The 22,117-nt window shown below is 58.8% G+C and carries 19 protein-coding genes; 6 read left to right on the forward strand and 13 right to left on the reverse strand.

Translation table 11 applies throughout. The features are described from left to right. Positions 1–28 precede the first annotated feature (28 nt). The 9 genes from AKL27_RS07620 to AKL27_RS07660 form a co-directional block, all read right to left on the reverse strand. Positions 29–1,399: a GntT/GntP/DsdX family permease gene (locus AKL27_RS07620; protein ID WP_050462208.1), complete on the reverse strand. Its 1,371-nt coding sequence runs from the start codon at positions 1,397–1,399 to the stop codon at positions 29–31. A 54-nt stretch (positions 1,400–1,453) separates the two neighbouring features. Continuing rightward, the gene (locus AKL27_RS07625; protein ID WP_050462209.1) at positions 1,454–2,083 is read right to left on the reverse strand and encodes a LysE family translocator; all 630 of its coding nucleotides are present in this window, start codon (positions 2,081–2,083) and stop codon (positions 1,454–1,456) included. 31 nt (positions 2,084–2,114) lie between these two features. After that, the gene (locus AKL27_RS07630) at positions 2,115–2,747 is read right to left on the reverse strand and encodes a class I SAM-dependent DNA methyltransferase (RefSeq protein WP_050462210.1); all 633 of its coding nucleotides are present in this window, start codon (positions 2,745–2,747) and stop codon (positions 2,115–2,117) included. A gap of 38 nt (positions 2,748–2,785) precedes the next feature. Further along, complete coding sequence (locus AKL27_RS07635) at positions 2,786–3,847, reverse strand: alpha/beta hydrolase family protein (protein ID WP_157056839.1); 1,062 nt, start codon at positions 3,845–3,847, stop codon at positions 2,786–2,788. A 70-nt stretch (positions 3,848–3,917) separates the two neighbouring features. After that, complete coding sequence (gene moaD, locus AKL27_RS07640; protein ID WP_050462211.1) at positions 3,918–4,175, reverse strand: molybdopterin converting factor subunit 1; 258 nt, start codon at positions 4,173–4,175, stop codon at positions 3,918–3,920. A gap of 35 nt (positions 4,176–4,210) precedes the next feature. Further along, entirely contained in the window at positions 4,211–5,026 is an 816-nt protein-coding gene (locus AKL27_RS07645; protein ID WP_198155913.1) for a DUF817 domain-containing protein, read from the reverse strand. A gap of 39 nt (positions 5,027–5,065) precedes the next feature. After that, entirely contained in the window at positions 5,066–6,295 is a 1,230-nt protein-coding gene (locus tag AKL27_RS07650; RefSeq protein ID WP_050462213.1) for a molybdopterin molybdotransferase MoeA, read from the reverse strand. Positions 6,296–6,509: 214 nt separating this feature from the next. Beyond that, positions 6,510–7,970, reverse strand: coding sequence for a threonine synthase (gene thrC / locus AKL27_RS07655; RefSeq protein WP_050462303.1), 1,461 nt, complete (start codon positions 7,968–7,970; stop codon positions 6,510–6,512). A gap of 116 nt (positions 7,971–8,086) precedes the next feature. Beyond that, entirely contained in the window at positions 8,087–9,226 is a 1,140-nt protein-coding gene (locus AKL27_RS07660) for a helix-turn-helix transcriptional regulator (RefSeq protein ID WP_050462214.1), read from the reverse strand. 193 nt (positions 9,227–9,419) lie between these two features. Here AKL27_RS07660 and AKL27_RS07665 point away from each other — a divergent pair, with 193 nt between their 5' ends. The 6 genes from AKL27_RS07665 (at position 9,420) to AKL27_RS07690 (ending at position 14,322) form a co-directional block, all read left to right on the forward strand. Further along, on the forward strand, positions 9,420–11,033 hold the full coding sequence (locus tag AKL27_RS07665; RefSeq protein WP_050462215.1) for a COG3014 family protein: 1,614 nt from the start codon (positions 9,420–9,422) through the stop codon (positions 11,031–11,033). Between the two features lie 42 nt (positions 11,034–11,075). Then, positions 11,076–11,501, forward strand: a complete 426-nt coding sequence (locus AKL27_RS07670) for a YcfL family protein (protein ID WP_050462216.1) — start codon at positions 11,076–11,078, stop codon at positions 11,499–11,501. A gap of 45 nt (positions 11,502–11,546) precedes the next feature. After that, positions 11,547–12,146 carry a penicillin-binding protein activator LpoB gene (gene lpoB, locus AKL27_RS07675; protein ID WP_050462217.1) on the forward strand — a complete coding sequence of 200 codons (600 nt, stop codon included), beginning with the start codon at positions 11,547–11,549 and terminating at the stop codon, positions 12,144–12,146. Between the two features lie 29 nt (positions 12,147–12,175). Next, on the forward strand, positions 12,176–13,006 hold the full coding sequence (locus AKL27_RS07680; RefSeq protein WP_050462218.1) for a hypothetical protein: 831 nt from the start codon (positions 12,176–12,178) through the stop codon (positions 13,004–13,006). Positions 13,007–13,318: 312 nt separating this feature from the next. After that, on the forward strand, positions 13,319–13,777 hold the full coding sequence (locus AKL27_RS07685) for an SgcJ/EcaC family oxidoreductase (protein WP_050462219.1): 459 nt from the start codon (positions 13,319–13,321) through the stop codon (positions 13,775–13,777). A gap of 131 nt (positions 13,778–13,908) precedes the next feature. Beyond that, positions 13,909–14,322, forward strand: coding sequence for a surface-adhesin E family protein (locus tag AKL27_RS07690; RefSeq protein WP_050462304.1), 414 nt, complete (start codon positions 13,909–13,911; stop codon positions 14,320–14,322). Between the two features lie 176 nt (positions 14,323–14,498). On the opposite strand, the gene AKL27_RS07695 is transcribed toward AKL27_RS07690, so the two are convergent. The 4 genes from AKL27_RS07695 to AKL27_RS07710 form a co-directional block, all read right to left on the reverse strand. Further along, positions 14,499–16,082, reverse strand: a complete 1,584-nt coding sequence (locus AKL27_RS07695) for an efflux transporter outer membrane subunit (protein WP_232310930.1) — start codon at positions 16,080–16,082, stop codon at positions 14,499–14,501. Further along, complete coding sequence (locus AKL27_RS07700) at positions 16,069–19,164, reverse strand: efflux RND transporter permease subunit (RefSeq protein ID WP_050462220.1); 3,096 nt, start codon at positions 19,162–19,164, stop codon at positions 16,069–16,071. The genes AKL27_RS07695 and AKL27_RS07700 overlap by 14 nt, the downstream gene beginning before the upstream one ends. Beyond that, a complete protein-coding gene (locus AKL27_RS07705; protein ID WP_050462306.1) occupies positions 19,157–20,317 on the reverse strand; it encodes an efflux RND transporter periplasmic adaptor subunit in 1,161 nt (386 codons plus the stop codon). Before AKL27_RS07705 ends, AKL27_RS07700 begins: the two co-directional genes overlap by 8 nt. 458 nt (positions 20,318–20,775) lie before the next feature. Then, complete coding sequence (locus AKL27_RS07710) at positions 20,776–22,086, reverse strand: homoserine dehydrogenase (RefSeq protein WP_050462307.1); 1,311 nt, start codon at positions 22,084–22,086, stop codon at positions 20,776–20,778. Positions 22,087–22,117 lie beyond the last annotated feature (31 nt).

Consider the following 22,117-nt stretch of genomic DNA (forward strand, 5'->3'; position numbering starts at 1 on the left):
CCGGCAGCAGCGCGGTTTCAGCCTGGCATCAGGTCAGCAGCCCCCACAACAGCAACGTCATGCCGAGTCCGACTACCGAGACGATGGTCTGGATCACCGACCAGGTAGCAAAGGTTTGCTTGAGATCGAGGCCGAAGTACTCCTTGACCATCCAGAAACCGGCATCGTTGACATGACAAAAGAAGACCGAGCCGGCGCCGATGGCCAGCGCCATCAAGGCGTTATGCGTACCCGACAGCGACGCCACCAGCGGCGCCACGATACCGGCGGTGGCGGTGGTCGCCACCGTGGCCGAGCCGGTGGCTTGCCGCAATGCCACGGCAATCAGCCAGGCCAGCAAGATCAGCGGCAAGTGGGTACCGGCCGCGACTTTGGTAATGGTATCGCTGATGCCGGCCGTCAACAGCGCTTGCTTGAGACCGCCGCCGGCGCCGATTGTCAGCAACAAGCCGGCAATCGGTGGCAAGGCCTTGCGCAAGATGGCGCCGACATCGGTGCGACTGACGCCGCGTCCCCAGCCCAGCACCACCACGGCAAACAACACGGTAACCGTCAGCGCGATGATCGGCTCGCCGAAGAAATTCAACATCTCGAACAAGGTAGTCTCTGGAGTCAGCCAGATCTTGGCGACGGTGCGCCCCAGCATCAGCACTACCGGCAACAGGATGGTCACCAGCGACGGTATAAAACCGGGTTGCATCTCTTCCGCTTGCTGGCCCTTGAACAACGCCCCGATCTGTTCCGGCTCACCGATCGGCATGCGCGGCGCCAGCCACATGCCATACAGCGGACCCGCCAGAATCACGGCCGGAATCGCCACCACCAGACCGAGCAGCATGGTAGTGCCGAGATCGGCATGCAAGGCGCTGACCGCAATCAGCGGCCCCGGATGCGGCGGCAACAAGGCATGCAACGTGGTCATGCCGGCCAGCGCCGGAATCGCCACGCGCAGAATCGGTTGCTGCGAACGCCGCGCCATCACGAAAATGATCGGCGCCATCATCACCAGGCCAACTTCAAAGAACAGCGGCAAGCCGACCACGATGGCGACCAGCGCCATCATCCACGGAATGAAAGCGCCGCGCGCGTAGCGCAACAGCGTGGTCACGATCTTGTCGGCTGCGCCGGAGTCGGCCATCAGCGCCCCCAGCATGGCGCCGAGCGCGATGATGATACCGGCCTCACCGAGAATGCTGCCGGCGCCTTTGCTGAATGCTGAGGCAATCTTTTCCAGCGGCAAACCGGCGCCCATGCCGGCCACGAAAGTACCCAGCAGAATCGACAGGAACGGCGCCAGCTTGAGCACGCTGATCAACAACACAATCGCCACCAGTGCAATCAGGACGGAAAACATCAGACGGGTATCCTGGGCGGCCCAGGCGACGATTTGAGCAGTCATGAGCAAACTCGTTTCTTCAAATGATTTTTTTCAAAAGACTTGTGTTGCTGCCGCTCAGGCCCGGCGGACGCTGGCCAGCACCGCGCTGGCGCCGAGGAATACCGCGCCCGACAAGCGATTGAACATGCGCGCGCGGCCCGGCGTGCGCAGCCATGGCGCAATCCGCGAAGCGAAGTGGGCATAAAACGTCAGCCAGAATAATTCGAAGCAAACGAAGGTCGCGCCCAGCAATAAAAATTGCGGCAACTGCGCCGCCTGCGGATTGATGAATTGCGGGAAGAAGGCGGTAAAGAACAGCAAGGCCTTGGGATTGCTGCCGCCCACCAGAAAGCCTTGCAGATACAGGCTGCGGCGCGATTTGCTGCGGCCCTCGGCAGCGTCTTCGGCAGCAAAGCTGTTTTGCTGCGAAAAGAAAGTGCGAATGCCGATATACGCCAGATAAGCGACGCCGCACCATTTCAATACCAGAAACACTTTTTCCGACACCGCCAGAATCGCCCCGAGTCCGGCTGCCGACACCACCATGATCAGGCATACCGCCGTCACGCTGCCGAGCGCGGAAGCGAACGCGCGCCGGGTGCCGTGATGAATGCCGTTGGTCACGCACATCAGCACGCTGGGTCCGGGCGTCACCGTCAAGACGAAGACCGCCGCCAGATACAGAAAAAAGGTTTGCAGGCTCATGCCGCTACTCCAGATTGGTTTGCCGGGTGAATTAACGCAATGGTCGCCGCCATACCGTGGCCAGCCACGGTTGCTGCTCGCGCGGCAAACCATCAGGACGATAATAATGCCGCAATTCGGTAAAGCCCGCTGCCGTCAGGTAGCTCTGCCATGCCGCCAGATCGTGATAGGCGCCGTAACGACCGCCGTTCCAGCCTTCCTGATTGCTGCCGCGCGGATTCGAACTGAACAGCACCCCGCCCGGCTTCAGCGTGACAAACAACGCCGCCAGCACGCGCGGCAATTCCTGCGTCGGGATGTGAAACAGCACGGCATTGGCAAAGATGCCATCGAAATGCGCGGGCGGTAAATCCAGATCCAGAAAATCCTGTTGCCAGACTTCACAGCCGGAATCGGCGCGCGCCATGTCGACAAATGCCGGCGTGCCATCGAGACCGATGGCGACATGCCCGAGCTTGCGAAAGGTTTGCAGATCGCGTCCCGGGCCGCAGCCGAAATCCAGGATCGTATACGGTGCCGGTGCTTCGATGGCATCCAGCAAGGCCGCGATATTTTGCGTGACATCATGATCGCGGGTGCCGGCGCGAAAATCCTCGGCACGCTGATCGTAATGCTGCAAGGTCAAGGCCGCGATCTGCTTCAGATCATCGCTGTTGATAGTCATGCCTGCTCCCGGTTCACGGTGGGTTCAGTCACCGCGCATTATTGATAAAAGCCTTTGGCCGTCAGCCATTGATTGATGACTTCGGCCACTTCCTGATTGTTGCGGTCCATCATCATCATGTGACCATTGCCACGGATACCTCGCTGCGGCAAATTGATGACTTCCGGCTGGCCGCCGGCGGCGCGCAATACTTCATAAAACTTCAGGTTATTGGCCTTGATCACAGGCCAGCGCGCGTCTTGTTCAATGTAGTCGCCGTAGATCGAGACCAGCGGCGTATTGCGCAATATCGCAGCCTGTTGCGGATCGCCTTGCGCCGAAGGCTCCACCAGCACCAGTGCCTTGACCTTGTCCGGTCTGGCCTGCGCGGCGCGGTAGGCGAACTGTCCGGCTTGCGAATGGGCCAGTACCACGCAGGGACAGACCTTGTCGACCAGCGCAATATAGGCCGCCAGTATCGCTTCGTCGGTGGTGGTCCAGCGCGGCACCAGTTGCTTGGTGAAATTGTCGTAACCTTCGAGCGGGAACTGATTTCCCGGCAATGCACGCGCCTGGCTCATATCCTTGTTGTAGGAACCGGGGCCGGCGCCGATGCGAAAGCGCTCGAACGGATTGTTCTTGGTCACGAAGACCGGTTCGGAACGAAAGATATCGGGATACATGGCCCAGCCGGCACGCCCGCGCTCAACCGCATCCGCGTTGTAGACCGCCCAGCCGCGCTTGAGGAAAATATTCAGCCAGCCATCGCGACCGTCCGGCGTGGTCTCATACTCAACCCCGCTCAGACCGCCGCCATGCCACATCAGCAGCGGCAACTTGCCGCGTTGTCGGGCCGGAATGAAATATTGCACATAGGCCTGCTCAACCTGATACACGCCGTTCGGGTCGATTTTAGTCGGCGCACCGCCGGGCGTGAGCAGCATCTCCTTGACCGGTTTGCCGCTGATGGTGACTTCCCGGCCACCGACAAAAAATGAGCCCATGTCTTTCAGGCTGATGACATCGGATGGCGGTGCCGCGCAAGCCGCCAGCAACAAACCACTACCGGCAGCCAGCCACAACCTCAGCAGTTGTTTCGGACCAAACAGAAAATCAGTCATATGCGCTCCCCAAATTCCGGTTCAATATTGGTGTCCAGGCCTTGCGGCAAATTGCCATATGCGGTGGTCCTTAACCGCCGGTCACCGGCGGGAAAAACGCCACTTCGCCACCCTCTTCAATTTCGGTTTCCGGTTCGCACATCACCTGACCATAGGCCATGCGCAATGCTTTTCCGGGACCCAATACCTCGGTCCAGAGGCCGCCACGGCTCTGCAAAAAGCTACGAACTTCGCCGACGGTCTTGACCTGTTCCGGCAACTCGACGACTTCATGGGTAACGCCGAGGGCTTCACGTACAGCGGCAAAAAAACGCAGTTCTATTTTCATCTGTTTTCATCCTGAAAAAGTGATGGCACGTGCCATCAAGGGGCGATATGAATCCTGGGCCGGAGATGCTTGAGTTGCGCCACGATGGTAAAGGTCATGACCACCAGCAAGGCCCACGCGCTCCATTTGCCGATATGCACGGTAGACCAGGCGCCGATCTGATTCGGATAGCGCCAGATACCAAAGAAGGTACTGATATTTTCTGCCAGCCAGATAAAGAAGCCGATCAACAGAAACGCCACCAGCAACGGCATCTTGCGATCCCGGTCAAACGGCCGGAACACCACCGTGGTGCGCGCATACAATCCGAGCGCACAAGCGCCGAGATACCAGCGGTAATCACCGATGTAATGATGGGTGAAGAAATTCACATAAATCAGCACCGCAATCAGCGTCGCCATCCAGTACAGCGGATGATGCAAAATGCGCAGATGAAACAGGCGCCATGCCTGAATGATGTAGCTGCCGACGGCGGCGTACATGAAGCCGGAAAACAGCGGCACGCCGAACAGTTTGGAGTAGGCGAAGTCAGGATAACTCCATGACTGAATGCTGCCGGATGTCTTGAACACTTCGAGAGCAAAACCGATCACGTGAAATACGCTGATGGCCTTGAGCTCATCCATGGTTTCGATGCCGGTCCTGACCATCCAGAATTGCACCGCCAGCGCGAACAGCAGCAAGGCGTCATAGCGCGGTATCCCGAACAGTCCCTGACGCGGCATCAGAAATATGGCAGCGAAGAACAAGCCGGCAAACAGACAGGAACGCGCTTCCTTGATGCCGAAATACCAGAACTCGACAATAAAGCGCCGCACACCGGACAATTCCGGCCGGTCGGGCGGCGCCATCAAATGGTGATCAATATCAACGAGCATGAATGGCCGGCTTCAGTTAAGCAGATTGTCGAAAGCAATGAAGCGCACCAGATCACCGGCGGCAATGGTCTGCCCCGGCGGATTGTCGATCAGGCCATCGCCCCATACGGTCGAGGTCAATACCGCTGAGCCCTGATGCGGAAACAGATCCAGTCCGCCTTGGTCATTGAATCTGACGCGCAGGAATTCCTGGCGGCGATCGGCCTTGGACCAGGTGAAGTCGGCGCGCATCTGCAACACGCGCGGCATCACCTGCGTCACGCCTTGCAAGCGCAACAGGAAGGGCCGCACAAAAATCAGGAAGGTGACGAAGGTCGATACCGGATTGCCCGGCAAGCCGATAAAGAAAGCGCGCTCAGCGCCGCCGGTCCGATTGATTTCACCAAACGCCAGCGGTTTGCCCGGCTTCATCGCGATCTGCCACATGTTGAGACGGCCTTCCGCTTCCACCGCCGGTTTGACATGGTCTTCTTCTCCCACCGACACGCCACCGCTGGTAATGATCAGATCATGTTGCGCCGCCGCTTCACGCAAGGTATCGCGGGTCGCTTGCAGTTGATCCGGCACGATGCCGTAATCGCTGACCTCGCAGCCCAGCTTTTCCAGCAAGCCGCGCAGCAAAAAACGGTTCGAGTTGTAAATGGCGCCGGGCTTCAGGGGCTGGCCCGGCATGGTCAGCTCATCACCGGTAAAGAATACGGCGACGCGCAACTTGCGCACCACGCTCAGCTCTGCCAGCCCGACCGATGCCGCCAGTCCCAGCTCTTGCGGCCGCAACCGCACGCCGGCGGCAAGAATGGTGCTGCCGGCGCGGATATCTTCGCCGATGTGGCGCACCCATTCGCCGGCAGCCGGCACATGGCGCACGATGACATGATCGCCATCAACTTCACAGGCTTCCTGCATGACGATGGCGTCGGCGCCTGCCGGCACCATGGCGCCGGTAAATATGCGCGCCGCAGTCCCGGCTTCCAGTGCGCTACCGACATGACCAGCCGGAATCCGCTGCGATACCCGCAAGCGCGCCGAGCCGCTGCTGCAATCGGCGGCGCGCACGGCATAACCATCCATTTGCGAGTTATCCATGCCCGGCACATTGATCTGCGCCGTTTGCGGCACGGCTAATACGCGCCCATTGGCGCCCAGCGTGGCGATGTTTTCGACAGCGCCGATCGGAATGGCGGCCTGGAGCAGAAAATCTTGCGCTTCGGCGACGCTGAGCATGGGAGGTCTGGCTTGCATGAGGGGGATTGAATCAGTTGATGGTGGAGGTATTCTAACGCCTGGGGCGATGACCGACGGCCTTGCTTCAGGCCGGCATATTACCGGCCTGATACTGCCGGCGGATTGCGGATTGGGGATACTGGTGCCGGACACCATGTCGATCAGGACACGGCAGCACGGCGCATGATGCTGAGCGCCAGGCGGCCCGCATCAGCACCATTGCCATCTGCTGTTACAGACCGGTATGCGCTGCGACAAATTGCTTGATCCGGGCGGCATCGGCTGCCATCACCTCAAAGCGCTGCGGCAAGGCTTCAATGTTTTCAAATCCGGCCGGCCGTTCAGCATCGCGCCCCAAGGCTTCCCGGATGGTTTCATTGAATTTGGCCGGCAATGCGGTTTCCAGCACAATCATCGTCACGCCCGGTTGCAGATGTTCACGTGCCACCTTGATGCCATCGGCGGTATGCGTGTCGACGGTAATGCCATATTGTCTTTCGGCAAAACGGATGGTCTCCAGACGGTCGGCATGGGTCGACTTGCCGGACGCAAAGCCGTAGCGGATCACGCTCTCGAATTCATTGCCATCGCTACCCGCCGCTCCCGACAGATCGAAGCCGCCAGCGGTGTCGACCTGATGGAACAAGGCCTTGACGCGCGCGCTGTCGCGGCCCAGCAAGTCATACACGAAGCGTTCGAAATTCGACGCCTTGCTGATATCCATGCTGGGGCTGCTGGTGTGGTAGGTTTCGGCCGATTTGCGTACCCGGTAAATGCCGGTACGGAAGAATTCATCGAGCACGTCATTTTCATTGGTGGCCACCACCAGCTTGGCGATCGGCAGGCCCATCATGCGCGCGATATGACCGGCGCAGATATTGCCGAAGTTACCCGAGGGCACCGTGAACGACACTTGCTCGTCGCTGGCAGTGGTTGCGCTCAGATAGCCGCGGAAGTAATACACCACCTGCGCCACCACGCGCGCCCAGTTGATCGAATTGACAGTGCCGATCTTTTGCGCGGCCTTGTAACCGAGATCGTTGGATACCGCCTTGACGATGTCCTGGCAATCATCGAACACGCCTTCGACCGCAATATTGAAGATATTCGGATCTTGCAGGCTGAACATTTGTGCAGTCTGAAACGCGCTCATCTTCTTGTGCGGCGACAGCATGAAGACCCGGATGCCCTGCTTGCCGCGCATCGCATATTCGGCCGCACTGCCGGTATCACCCGAGGTGGCGCCGAGAATGTTGAGTTGCGCCTGATTCCTGGCCAGCGCATATTCGAACAGATTACCCAGCAACTGCATGGCCATGTCCTTGAATGCCAGCGTCGGTCCGTTGGACAAACCCTGCAGCACCAGTTTCTTGCCATCCTGCTGTTCCAGCACGCGCAGCGGCGTGATGTCGGCTGCATTTTCGCCGGCCCGCACGTTGCAATAGACATCGGCACGATACGTCTTGTGCGTCAGCGCCTTGAGATCGGCATCGGGAATGTCGGTAGCGAACTTGCGCAGCACTTCATACGCCAGATCGGCGTAGGACAAGCTGCGCCACTGGTCCAGCTCGGCGCGGCTGACTTGCGGATACTCCGCCGGCAAATACAGGCCGCCGTCCGGGGCCAGACCACCAAGCAGGATTTCGGAAAAAGAAGGAGTTGCAGCATGACCGCGAGTGGAGACGTATTGCATAGCGTAGATGAGTTGTGTGTCGTGGGCGAACATCAAAGAAAGCGAAGAGCGTCATTATAGCTGCCGGGCATCAGGCATTGCCATTTTCGATGCAGATTCCGCCGGAAGTGCGGCGATTACAGGATCACATGCGGTTGCGAGGTCAGCAAGGCGCGCAACAGTTCGGCCTGACGCCTGGTGCCGGTCTTGGCAAACAGGCTGGCCAGATGGGTGCGTACGGTATTGCGACTGACATTCATCTTGAGTGCGTACGATTCAATGGTTTCATTGTCCAGCAAGGCTTCCACCAGCCGGGTTTCAGCCGGCGTCAGACGGAAAATCAGTTGCAGTTGCGTCGCCTGCGGCAGCGTCTGCCGCCTCGGATCTTGCAAAATCAGCAACGCGAACGGGCCGCCGCTCAATGGATCCAGCGCTTGCGGCATGGTCGCCGGAATCACGGAGACCAGCAGCGGCACGCTTTGCTTGCGACGCCGGATCCCGAACCACTGCCCTTGGCGCCCCTGCGGCGCGGTCGCCATTTGCACCGCCCGGCTCAGCTTTTCCATATCGTCCGGATGCACCGCACGCAATTTGTCCTGCCGCACCAGCAAACCATCGGCCAGCGCTAATATGGCCGAGGCTTGTTGATTGATAGCAACAATTCGTCCTTCCGCATTGACCCAGACCGTGCCGTACGGCAGATGGGCCGTGATCGACTCATCGGCTGCCTGCTGACGCTCCAGCTTCTGCACCTGCCGCCGCAACACCGATGAGCGCATCCAGTGCGATGACAGGCCGCGCAGATAGGCGTATTCATTTTCTGCGTATTCCGGCGCCCCCAGCGGCCGCAGCAATGCCACTGCTTCAGACTGCCCGACATGTTCGCCGATGCGTCCGACCACCATGTGGCGGCCACCATACTTGAACAGAAAGTCGTTATAGATTTCACTCTTGCGCACGAAATTTTCGTCGAAGTGCTGATGATCGGCGCGCCACTCGCCTACTTGCCCGGCGGCAAGCCAGCCGAGGCGATTGTCCACCTGACTGTAGTAATTCTTGTATTCGAGATCGCCGCTCTGATAGTCGTCACTGCTGACGCACGAGGCCGTGACCTCTCTGGTGGCCAGATCCATATGCACGTAGTGCCCCGCCACCGCACCCAGTTCGGTGCACATCAGCTCCATGGCCGGTGCAATCCGGCTCAGATCCTGGACCGAGTCGTATATCAGTTCGAGCAATTGCCCGAAGCGCTGCTGTTTATTATTTTCAATGCGCATGTCCACACCCCTGAACCGCTTGTTTGACGCAACTTTTGATGCGATTTTTTTACTTCTGGTGAGCATAGAACATTTCAAGATCTCATTCAAATGAATGAGGCTTTTTTTGCGAGCGATCTTTAGAATTCAAGCAACAAAAATACAGTCCGGCAACTTGCCGGCACTGCGCATCTGTCCTGGGGAGGATCGTTTCATGTCACAACAACATCTGTCCGCGCCGCAACGCGCAGCTAAAAGTCTCGTCGGCGGTCTCTGCATTACCGCGCTGCTGGCCGGATGCGCCATGCAAGGCTATGACAAAAAAGCCAGCTCGACGGTCGATGCCATGAAAGTCGGCAATGCCGATCTTGCCTTGCAGACACTGGAACAACAAAATCCGGATAAAGAAAAAGACCTGTTGTATTTCATGGAAAAAGGCGAGCTGTTACGCATGAAAGGGGCTTATGAAAGCAGCAAGGAAGTATGGCTGGCGGCGGATGAAAAAGTGCGCGGCTGGGAAGGTCAGGTCAAGACCGATCCCGCCAAATTGATGGGCGATATCGGCGCCTTCATCCTCAACGACACTAGCCGTCGCTACGATGGCCGCGACTATGAAAAAGTGTTCATCAATGTTCGCCTGGCGCTCGATCATCTGGCCATCGGCGACTGGGAATCGGCGCGCACCGAAATCAAGAAAATGCATGAGCGCGAAGCCATCATCGCGCAATTTCGCAGCAAGGAACTGGATGCCGCCAAAGACAGCGCCGAATCCAAAGGCCTGAAAACCACTTCATTCAAGGAATTGAATGGATACCCGGTGGAAACCTTGACCGATCCCGCGATTCAGGCGCTCAAGAATTCGTACGAGTCCGCCTTTGCCAACTATCTGGCCGGCTTTGTCTACGAAGGATTGGGCGAACCGTCGCTGGCAGCAGCGGGTTATCGCAAGGCGATTGAAATGCGCCCGAATCAGGCGGTGCTGGATGACGGCTTGAAGGGACTCGATGACCGGGTCCGCGCGCGCACGCCGAAACTGGTGGATACCCTGATCGTCGTCGAATCCGGCAGCGCGCCTGCCATCAGCTCGATGACGCTGCCGATCATTTTGCCGATTCCCGGTCGCAGCGGCCTGAGCCTGATCGCGACGCCGATTTCGTGGCCGGTGATTCGCCCCGCAGACAGCTCGATCGTGCCCGGTTCCGTCAACGTCAATGACAAGCAGGTGCCGGTTGCCTTGCTGACCAGCGTCGACCAGATGGCGCGTCGCGCACTGTCCGATGAAATGCCGGGCATCATCGCGCGCTCGTCGGTCCGCGCCATCACCAAAGGCGTGGCACAGAAAGCGATTGACGACAATGCCGGTTCACTGGGCGCCTTCGGCTCCTTGCTGAGCATTGCCGCCAAGGTCGGCACGATTGCCGGTGAAGTAGCGGATGAACGCAACTGGCGCACCCTGCCCGGCTTCTTTTCGGTAGCGCGGGTCAAACTGCCGCCGGGCACCCACACCGTCAGCCTGCCGACGCCCGGCGGATTGCAAAGCCGTCAGATTCAAGTGTCCGGCGCCTACGCGCTGATCTCGCTGCGCACCTCAGGACCTTCGGTCTATCTGGCGCAAACGCCCTATAACGCGGAACAGGCAGCACTGGCGCTGGCCGCGCCGGAACCGGCGCCACTCCAGACCGCCGCCAAGGGCAAAGCCAAGGCCAAGAAAGGCACACCGAATCAGGCTGGGGCTGCCGCTGCGGCCAGCAACGCTGCTGACAAAGCACGCACTGCCAGCGCCAGCAAGAAAACCGCCATCGTGCCGGTATCAGCGGCACTGCCCTGAGCACACTACGACTTCCTCTCCAACGCCTCACTCAAGGTCATCATGAAAACCACCTCCCTGTTGCGCGCCATTATCTTGAGCGGCGCCTGCGTGGCCGCGCTCGGCGTAACGCCGGCCGGCGCCCAGAGCATCGCATCCAAGCTGGAATTGCTGGGCACGCCGGCATCACTTGAATTCACCGGTTTGCGCATGCGCGAACAAAATGGCTTGCTCAACATTCAGGCCGAAGTCACCAATCGCGACAGCCGCCCGCAACGCGCCTTCTATCGCGTCAAGTGGACCGATGAAAGCGGCTTTCAGGTGTGGGAAGACGAACCGTGGAAACCGGTGCTGTTGCATGGCGACCAAAAGCTGACGCTGCAGATGTCGGCACCGACCACCAAGGCGCGCGACTTCACGATTCAGTTCAGCGCGGCCGACAACAAATCCCTTGGCGGCGCCAATGGCGGCAACTACGCCGCACCCTGACCTGCATGCGCCGCATTGACACTATTTATCGATAAGGAAACCGACATGACTTCCCCTCAATTCCGTTACGCCGCCCTGTGCCTGACCAGCGCCACCTTGTTCGGCTGTGCCACCAGCAGTTCACCAACGGTCGGCAGCAACGTCCAGTACGGCGATGCCAAAGCCGTAGAACAGGTCACCAATGAATTCGGTTCAACCGACTTGCAAACCATCGCCGAATCGATGGCCCGTTCGCTGGCGCAAAACGCCGCCGGCTTCAAAACCAAACCACTGGTCACGATTGCCGATGTCAAAAACAAAACCAGCGAATACATCGATACCAAATCGATTACCGATACCATCCGCACCCAGTTGATGAAGAGCGGCACCATGCGCTTCGCCACCAGCATTTCGGAAATGCAAAATCAGAATGACGAACTGATTCGCCAAAACAATTCCGGTCTGTACAAGAAATCGACCACGGCAAAAATCGGCAAGATGGAAGCTTCGCAATATCGTATCGATGGCAGCATCACTTCCATCGTCAAGCGCAGCGGCGACATCAAGGATGTCTATTACAAATTCAGTCTGGTCATGACCAACACCGAAGCCGGCACGCTGGAATGGGCCGACGAAAAAGAAATTCGCAAGACGTCGAAACGCTGAGCGCCGGCCTCCCTTCAGGAAAGATCATCATGTCGAATACATTACTGAAGACCGCGCTGGCAGCATGGCTGATGCTGGGCGCAGCACTGGTATCGGTGGCGCAGAATATGCCGAAGATCGCCGTTACCGACTTGTCCTATGAAGAAAAGGTAAAGGAATACTTTCAGTATTTCGAAGCCCGCGAAAAACATGACAACAGCTATTCCGCCAATGACCGCTATCGCGATTCGAATCTGAGTTCATCCGGCGCCTCATCGGCGCGGGCCTCCAGCCGCGGCGAAAGCTCCGTGGTCGCCGCATCCGGTTCGATCACCATGATCAGCCGCGGCGAACTGCGCAAATTTACCGCCGACATCAAAGGTGAACTGTTGAAATCGGGTTCCTATCGCCTGGTGCAAGGCAAACCATGGACCCAGCAAAATACCGAAAAACTGTACGACATCATCGACCGCATCAAGAAAGGTTTTTACCCCGGGGCCGATTATGTCTTGTTCGGTTCGATCAACAATATCGACTTCCGCCAGGAAGCCAATCCGCAACAAGGCACCAACACCATGGCGTACTCGCTGGCGCTGGAACTGGTCGGCGAGTTTTCGCTGATCAATACCCGCACCTATGAAATCAAGGCTGCCTTTTCGGCCATGGGTGAAGGCGCCGACGTGCGTCTGGTGAATGCCGCCGGCACCACCATTTCACTTAACAAGAGCAAGGTCATGCAAGAAGTGTCGCGCTCGCTCGGCGATGCCGTCGCCAGCGAAATGGAGGCGCAGTTCAATCCGGCCGGCCGCTGCCGCAATTCGCGCATGAATGAACAGCGGGTGGAACCGCAGGCGGAATCGAAGACGGTCATTTTCAAGTGACGCATGCAGGCGACGACACATGTTTCCTGCATGAAACACGACATGCAACTGCGATATCGACGACGACAAAATGTGATGTGCATCAAGGACGATATCGATTTTTTTCGCGCATAATGAAAATGACTGTTGTCGCCGGCGAAAAATACGAATTTGCGGCGATCGGATTTCTGCAAATACCCTGAAATGGCAGAAAGCAAATGGTTGCTTCACGCATCACCGAACCCGGTTGCTGTGACGGCATCAAAAGTCCGCATGCCATCTGCATGCAACATGATCACGACATTTTTGATAACGCCAACAACAAATTCAACCATGAAAACAACTCCTCTGCTTCTGCTGTCACTGGCCGCCCTGTTCGCTGCCGGCAATGCCAGCGCCCGCACCCAGCAATGCAAACCGATCAGCGAACAACAGGTCAGCGCCCTGTTCGAGCGCTGGAACAACGCCGTGCAATCGGGCGATCCGCAACAAGTGGTTGCCAATTACGCACCGAAATCAGTGTTGCTGGCTACCCTGGCCAACAAACCCTTGCTGACGCGCGAAGACAAACTGAATTACTTCACGCATTTCCTGGAAAAAAAACCGAGCGGCAAGATCGATGCGCATACCGTGGAAATCGATTGCAATACGGCGGTCGATGCCGGCCTGTACACTTTTACCTTCGGTGACGGCCAGCAGTTGCAGGCGCGCTTTACCTATACCTACAAGTGGAACGGCAAGAAATGGCTGATCACCAGCCATCACTCTTCCATGTTGCCTGAGAGAAATTGAATCTGACTGTATCCATCCTTGAAAGCCGGCGCAAGGCACGTTATGCTGGCGCCCGGGAATGCACGATCCGGGGAATTGCACCGGATCGTGCAAGTCAAACCGGCGAATCACACCAAATGAATGGATACGGCATGAAAAAATGGATATGGATGTTGGCTTTTGTCTGTGCAGGCGCCAATGCGGCTGACTGGCGCGTTCTGGGCAGCAGCGACACGGCTGAACTGTCGATTGATGCAGCCTCCATCAAGGATCAGAATGGCATGCGTACCGCGTGGTCGATGTGGAACTTCAAGGAAGCACGTGCGAATGCGGGTGACAAGACATTCCCGTCGCTCAAGTCGTATCAGGATCTGCACACCTATGACTGCAAGAACAAGACACTGAAACTGACGCGCGAAATCATCTTCGCCGGCGCCAACGGTACTGGCGACAAGCGCGATCATTCCGACGCTCTCAAGAACATGCAGTTTGCCAAACCGGCAACCGGCTCAATTGCTGAAAGCATGCTTACCGAAGTATGTGGCGCAATACTGACCGCCGAATGATTGCAGCACCGACTGACTGATGTAGCAATAACACGTCCCGCCAAAGAAAACAGGAGCCTCGGCTCCTTTTTCTTTTGTCATTGGCCAAACGAACATTATTCTGTACCCGGCATCACATGACGGCGCAGCTCCGGCACATTAATGTGCTGTATCGTTGGAGTGCCTTGACAGCAGACTCACTCACGGACTGTCCCTGCTGCCTGCTGCCTGCTGCCCGCTGCCTTCCACCAGCCCCCGCCCATCGCCTGAAACAACGCCGCCGTATCGGCATAACGGCTGGCTTGTGCCTGCACCAACGCAATCCGCGTCAGTTGATAACTCTGCTCGGCATTGAGCAGCGTCTGCGGCGTGACCGCCCCCAGCGCTACCGCACGCCGCGCCACGGCCAGGCTCGCGGCCGCACTGCGTTCGGCCTGCAATTGGGTACGCAAGACTTCGGCGTCATACTGCAGCGCGCGCAAACTATCGGCGACATTCTGAAACGCCGTGATCACCGTGCTGCGATACTGCGCAGCCGCCTGATCCAGCAGGGCCTCGGCCGCGCGCTTGCGATGCAGCAAGGTCCCGCCGGCGAACAAGGGCTGCGTCAAACCGCCGACCACACCCCAGATACCCGTGCCGGGTGCAAACAAGCTGCCGAACCCCGCCGCCGCGCTGCCGGCACTGGCGCTCAGGGTGATTTGCGGCAGCATGTTGGCAGTGGCGACACCGACCGCCGCGCTGGCCGCATGCAACTGAGCGCTGGCGTAGCGAATATCGGGACGCTGTTCAACCAGTTGTGACGGCAGGCTGAGCGGCAATTGTTGCGGTAATTGCAAAGCGGACAAATCAAAGGTTTCCGTCACGCCGTCGGCAGGCAGATTGCCGGTCAGCGCCGCCAGCAAATTGCGTTGTTGCGACAGCGCCTTTTGCAACGGTGGCAGGCTGGCCTGACTTTGCGCCAACGCCGTGCGCTGCGCCAGCAGATCGGCTTGTGCCACATCCCCGAGCCCATATTGCCGTTGCAGCAGCGTCAGCAATTCCTGTTGCAGCCGGATGATGTCATTGGCAGCGGTGATCTGGTCGCGCAAGGAAGCCTCTTGCACCACTGCCGCCACGACATTGGCGGTCAGGCTCAGATAAGCCGCCTGCAACTGATATCCCTGCGCCTCGGCCAAGGCTTGCAGATTTTCGACCTGCCGCCGGTTGCCGCCAAAGGCATCGAAGGTATAGGACACACTGACCTGTGCCGTACGCAACGTGTAGGGTGGCAAGGTCGGATCAGAGCGTTGCCGGCTCGGCGCCAGACCGGCATTCACGGCCGGATAATATGCTCCCTGTTGCGCCAGGACATTTTCCTGCGCTGCGCGCAATGCCGCCTGCGCCGATTGCAGATCGGGATTGGCTTGCAAGGCGCGGGCAATGACCGCGTTGAGCGGTGCCGAGGCAAACAAGGTCCACCACTGCGCCGGAATATCCATGCCGCGCACAAAATGCTGCGCCTCACCTCCTGCGATTCCGGCGGCTGCAGTAGTGGCGGTCAGCGGCTCCGGCGTATAGCTGGTCGCGGCGGGTGCTGCCGGTGCATGAAAATCCGGCCCGGCAGCGCAGGCTGCCAACAACACGCTGAATGCGCATCCTGCAATCCGCCCGCAACAGCGTGCCACTGTGGGCAACGACCAATGTACCTGCAGGCGCGCGTGATTCATTTTCGTTACCTGAAACGGGGTTGGCAGCAATGGGTAAAAAATGGTGGTGGTCATGTGCTTATCGCCCTTCATGTTCCGGTCCGTAACCGCGCCGCCGCTCAATGAAACTCTCCAGTGAGAAGTAAAAGGCCGGCAAAATGAACAGCGTCAACAAGGTCGCCACCACCAGACCGCCGACCACCACCGTGGCCAGTCCGCGTTGCACGTCAGTGCCGACGCCGGTAGCCAGCGCCGCCGGCAACATGCCGACCGAAGCCACGGTCGCCGTCATCAGCACCGGTCGGAAACGCTCGAACGCGCCGCCCAGCACCGCTTCGTGCAATGGCATGCCCTGATCGCGCACGCGATTGATGTTGGAGACCATGATGATGCCGTTCTGTACCGCCACCCCGAACAGCGCAATGAAGCCGACACCGGTCGCCACGTTGATGGTGCCGCCGGTAATGTGCAAGGCAACCAGGCCGCCGAGCGCCGCCAGCGGCACCACGCCGAGGATCAGCAGGGCTTGCCGCAACTTGCGGAAGCCGGCATACAGGATCATCGCCATCAATCCCAGCACCAGGCCGAATACCAGCAGCAACCTGGCTTGTGCGCGTTCCTGATTTTCAAATTGGCCGGCCCATTCGAGACGATATTGCGTGGTATCGAAATGCACATTGTTCGCCACTTTGTCCTGCGCCTCCTGATAGTAGGACAGCAAATCGCGGTCGGCATAATCCAGCCGCACCGTCAGTTGCCGGTGAGTCGCCTCGTGCGTGATGGTGCTTTCGCCGGTGGCGGCACGAATCCGGGCAATCTGCGCCAATGGAATGCGGGCGCCGCCGGCCGAGGTCAGCAACAAATTGCCGAGCGCTTGCGGACTGCTGCGCTGTTCTTTCGGAAAGCGCGCGGTGACGTTATAAATACGGTCGGCGACATACATCCGGGTCACCCCCGCCCCGCCGACGCCGGTCTGGATCAGATTCGAGACATCCGCGATATTGATGCCGAGCCGGGCTGCGGCGGCGCGGTCGATATCGATGCGCATTTGCGGCACCGGCGGCTCCTGAAAAATCGACACATCGGCAGTGCCTCTGACACCGCGCAACACCGCCACCACCTCATTGCCAATACGCCGCAGCTCTTTGAAATCTTCACCGTAAATCCGGATCACCAGCGGACTGTGGGCACCACCGACGGCATCGTTGACGTTGTCGCTGATGGGTTGACTGATGCCGATGGCATAGCCCGGCAATTGCTTGAAGCGGTCATTCAGACGGCGCACGAAAGCTTCCTTGTTTTCGCCGGCGGGCCAGGTATCGTAGGGTTTCAGGCCGACCGGCACTTCCATGTGCGATGGCGTCCACGGATCGGTGCCGTCATCACTGCGCCCCAGTTGCGTCACGACATACGACACTTCGGGAAAAGCCAGCAAGGTGCGCCGCAACTCGCTCGCCATGTCGCTGGCTTGTTCCAGCGACAGGCCGGAAGGCAGTTGCACTTGCAACCACAAGGCACCTTCATCGAGTTGCGGCATGAATTCACGGCCGACGCTGCCGCCCAGCACGATGACTGCCACCAGCGCCACGACGCCGATACCGTAGCCGACGCGCGGATGCGCCAGCAGCCGTGACAGTGTGCGACGATACGCCCCGCTCAGCCATTCCAGCGGTTTGTTGTGAAAGATTTTGCGCGGCTTGCGCAAGGCCATGTAAGCCAGCCCGGGCACCAGCACCAGGCTGCACAACAAGGCGCCGATCAGGGCATAACTGACGGTGAATGCCATCGGCGACAGCAACTTGCCTTCGGCCCGTTCAAAGGCGAACAGCGGCAAATAGGCGCTGATGATGATCAGCGTGGCAAAGAAGATCGGCCGCACTACCTCAGTGGTGGCCGCGCGCACCTCGGCCTCGGTCAGCTCGACCTCAGGTCTGGCTTCACGCCGCCGCAAGATGGCTTCGGTGACCACGATGGCGCCATCGACAATGATGCCGAAATCGATGGCCCCCAATGAAAACAGATTGGCCGGCATCTTGGTCAGGTACATCATGATGAACACCGCCACCAGCGCCAGCGGAATCGTCACGGCTGCTACCAGTGCACTGCGCGGGCTGCCGAGAAACAGGATCAGCACGATGCAGACCAGACCGATGCCTTCGATCACGGTGTGGCTGACTTTATGCACGGTCAATTCAATCAACTCGTCGCGGTCAATAAACGGCACAATCTTCACCCCTTGCGGCGCCAGTTGCTTTTGCAACTCATCGACCCTGGCGTGTACCTGCTTGATCACTTCCGACGCATTCTGATACTTGAGCAAGCGGACGATGCCTTCAATCGTATCGGGATTGTTGTCCTTGCCCAGAATGCCCTGACGCTCCTGATGGCTGTTTTGCAATTTGCCCAGATCGCGCACCAGAACCGGTACCCCGTTGACTTGTTTGACTACCACGTTGCCAAGGTCTTGCAGCGAACGCATCATGCCGATGCCGCGCACCACATAGCCCTGCTCGCCGCGCGTAATGCGGCTGCCGCCGGCATTGGCGTTATTGTTGTTGATCGCGGTGGTGACGTCGGACAGCGACACGCCGTAACGCTGCAATTGCTGCTGGTCGACCTCGATCTGATATTCCATCGTGAAGCCGCCGAAATTGGCAACCTCTGCCACGCCGGGTACCTGCATCAGTGCCGGCATCACAATCCAGCGCTGAATTTCCGATAGTTCCATCAGATTCTTGCGATCGGATTCCAGCGTATAGCGATAGATTTCACCGGCAGCACCGCTGACGGCATCAAGGCTGGGCGTAATCCCGGCCGGCAGCGTGGCCTGCGCCATGCGCTCCGTCACCCGCTGGCGTTCCCAGTAATCTTCGGCGCCATCCTTGAAACTGAGCGTAATCAGCGACAAGCCGAAGGTGCTGGACGAGCGCATGTGCACCAGCCCCGGCGTGCCACTGAGTTGTCGCTCCAGCGGAATCGTGATTTGCTGCTCTACTTCCTCTGCCGCCAGACCCGGTGCCTGCGTGGTCACCTGCGCCATCACGTCCGACAATTCCGGGTAGGCCTCGAGCGCCATCCGAGTCCACGAGTAATAGCCGAACACGGCCACCAGCAGCGTGACCAGAATCACGGCATAGCGTTTGTGCAGGCAATAACGGACGATATTGTTAATCATTGAGTAGTACTCCGACCTTGATCACGATCCGCTCGCCGCCTTCCAATCCATGCTGAATACGTACCAGACCCTGTTCTTCATAGCCGGTTTCTACCGTGCGGCGCACAAAGGTCCACGGTACGACTTCGACAAACACGGTGGTATTGTCGTTATTCATCAACAATGCCGACGCCGGCACCACCACCTGCTTCGGCTGCGTCACGGCAAACGTGACATTGGCGTACATGTTCGGCTTCAATCTGCCATCCGGATTGCGCATGGTGATGCGCACCGGCGAACGCCGCGTATCGGGTTGCAGAATGTCGCTGATGAAAGCTACCTTGCCTTGATATTTTTGCGCCGGATACGCCGGCAGACTGATATTGACCGCTTGTCCGGCCGCCACCGCGGACAACATGTTTTCCGGCACATTGGCCGTGACCCAGACGCTGTCGAGATTGGCGATGGTCATCATGGACGCGGTCAGGTCATTGGCATTCTGACCGACGCCGGTGGCCAGGGCGGTAATGCTGCCGGCGGTAGGCGCCAGTACCGTCAGGCTGCGGCCGCCGCTATCCAGTGCGGCATTGCCAAGCGACTTGAGCCGGGTATCGGCACGTGCGAATTCGGCGCGGGCCTGAACATAGTTGCTTTCCGCCTGCTCCAGATCCTTGGCAGCGCCGGCACCGGCCTGTTGTACGCCGCGCTGGCGCTCCACCACTTTCTGCGCCAGTTGCAGCGCATCGCTCGCCTTTTGCCGATCCGATGCGGCCTGGGCATAGTCGCCCGAGGTCATGATCAGCAGTGGCTGCCCTTGCCTCACCCGATCCCCGAGGCCGACTTTCAAGGCGATGACTTTGCCAGCCACCGGCGGCAACACGTTGATCGTGTGCGCCGGATCAGCCTCAATCTGCCCCGGCAATTCCACCGCATGTACGCCCTCGGACAACACTGTCGGCGCCACCGCGAGACGCTGCCGCAAGGGCGACCCGGCGGGGACTTCGATCCGTTCGCCGCTACGGATCATGGCCGGCACCGGCGCCGGCGCGGCACGACTGCTGCCGCTGCGCAAGAGCAACCAAGGCAGGCTGAGCGCCAGCGCCAGCACCAGCACGACAGCGATAAAGGACAGCGTCTGACGACGTTGGGCAAGTGACAGGATTTTGTTTTTCATGGCAACACAACTTTTGGTGTGCATCTTCACCGCATGCGACGGCGAGACGAAAACGATTAATGAAACCGGCGCCATGGGCCGTGCAAGTGCAAGTGCAATGAATGAATGAATGCGGCGGTGCTGGTGCCATACCAGCCCGGCGCGCATGCCTGGGCGTCGGGATCGCACGGTGGCGGTTGTGCGCCCGACTTGCGGCGCAACGACTGAGGCGTTTTATTTCAGCGGCAAGCTTACGGGCCCATGCTGTCGGGCGTATGACGAAGCGCTGACAAAATCTTGACAAGCGGAAAACTTGTTTGCAACGGTGGACGTGCAACCAGCATGCATACCACGGTCAATAGCCGCGGCAGACAAACCGGAATACAAAAAAAATGAGCCGGGGCCCCTGACGAGGTCCCGGCTCATTCGTATTGCATGCAACATCACCGGCTTCAGTACCGCCACCGGCAAATGACTTCTTAGTTCAGCTCTTCCAGACGAATCTTGGTGACACTGCCGACCACTGTCGACAAGGCTTCAATCTTGGCAATCGCAGCCTCGATATTGCGCTCCTGGGTCTGATGCGTGAGCATGATGATATCGGTCTGGGTTTCGCCTTCGGTCGGCTCTTTTTGCAGCATGGCGTCGATGGAAATCGACGAGTCAGCCAGAATGCGGGTGACGTCAGCCAGCACGCCCGGCTTGTCGGCAACATGCATGCGCAGGTAGTAGCTGGTGGTGACATCGGCCATCGACAGCACCGGTGTATCGGCCATCGAATTCGGCTGGAATGCCAGATACGGCACCCGGTGCTCCGGGTCAGCCGTCGCCAGACGGGTGATATCCACCAGATCGGCAATCACGGCCGACGCCGTTGGCTCGGAGCCTGCGCCTTTGCCGTAATACAGCGTTTCGCCGACGGCGTCGCCGCGTACCATGACGGCGTTCATCGCGCCTTCAACATTGGCGATCAGGCGGGTCGCCGGAATCAGCGTCGGATGCACGCGCAGTTCGATGCCCTGCTCAGTCTGACGGGTGATGCCCAGCAGCTTGATGCGATAGCCCAGTTGTTCGGCATAGCGGATGTCGGTGGCTTGCAGTTTGGTGATGCCTTCGACGTGTGCCTTGTCGAATTGCACCGGGATGCCAAAGGCAATCGAGGCCATGATGGTCAGCTTGTGCGCAGCGTCCACGCCTTCGATATCGAAGGTCGGGTCGGCTTCGGCATAGCCCAGTCGTTGCGCTTCCTTGAGCACGACATCGAAGTCGAGACCCTTGTCGCGCATCTCGGACAGGATGAAGTTGGTGGTGCCGTTGATGATGCCGGCAATCCATTGAATGCGGTTGGCAGTCAGGCCTTCACGCAAGGCCTTGATGATCGGGATGCCACCGGCCACGGCCGCTTCGAACGCCACCATCACGCCCTTTTCCTGGGCGGCCTTGAAGATTTCATTGCCGTGCGTGGCAATCAGCGCCTTGTTGGCGGTAACCACGTGCTTGCCGTTGGCAATCGCCTTCAACACCAGATCCTTGGCGATGCCATAACCGCCGATCAGTTCGATGACGATATCGATGTCCGGATCGCTGACCAGCAGATTGGCATCGTTGACGACTTTCACTTCTCCGTTGGTCAGCTCGGTGGCGCGCGCCGTGTTCAGGTCGGCCACCATGGTAATTTCAATGGCGCGTCCTGCACGCCGCGCAATTTCTTCCTGATTGCGCTTCAACACATTGAAAGTACCGGAACCCACGGTGCCGATGCCGAGCAAACCTACTTTGATGGATTTCATATTGTCTTCGTCATTGATAAAAAAAGCCGCC

The sequence above is a fragment of the Herbaspirillum autotrophicum genome (assembly GCF_001189915.1).
GTDB lineage: Bacteria > Pseudomonadota > Gammaproteobacteria > Burkholderiales > Burkholderiaceae_D > Herbaspirillum > Herbaspirillum autotrophicum.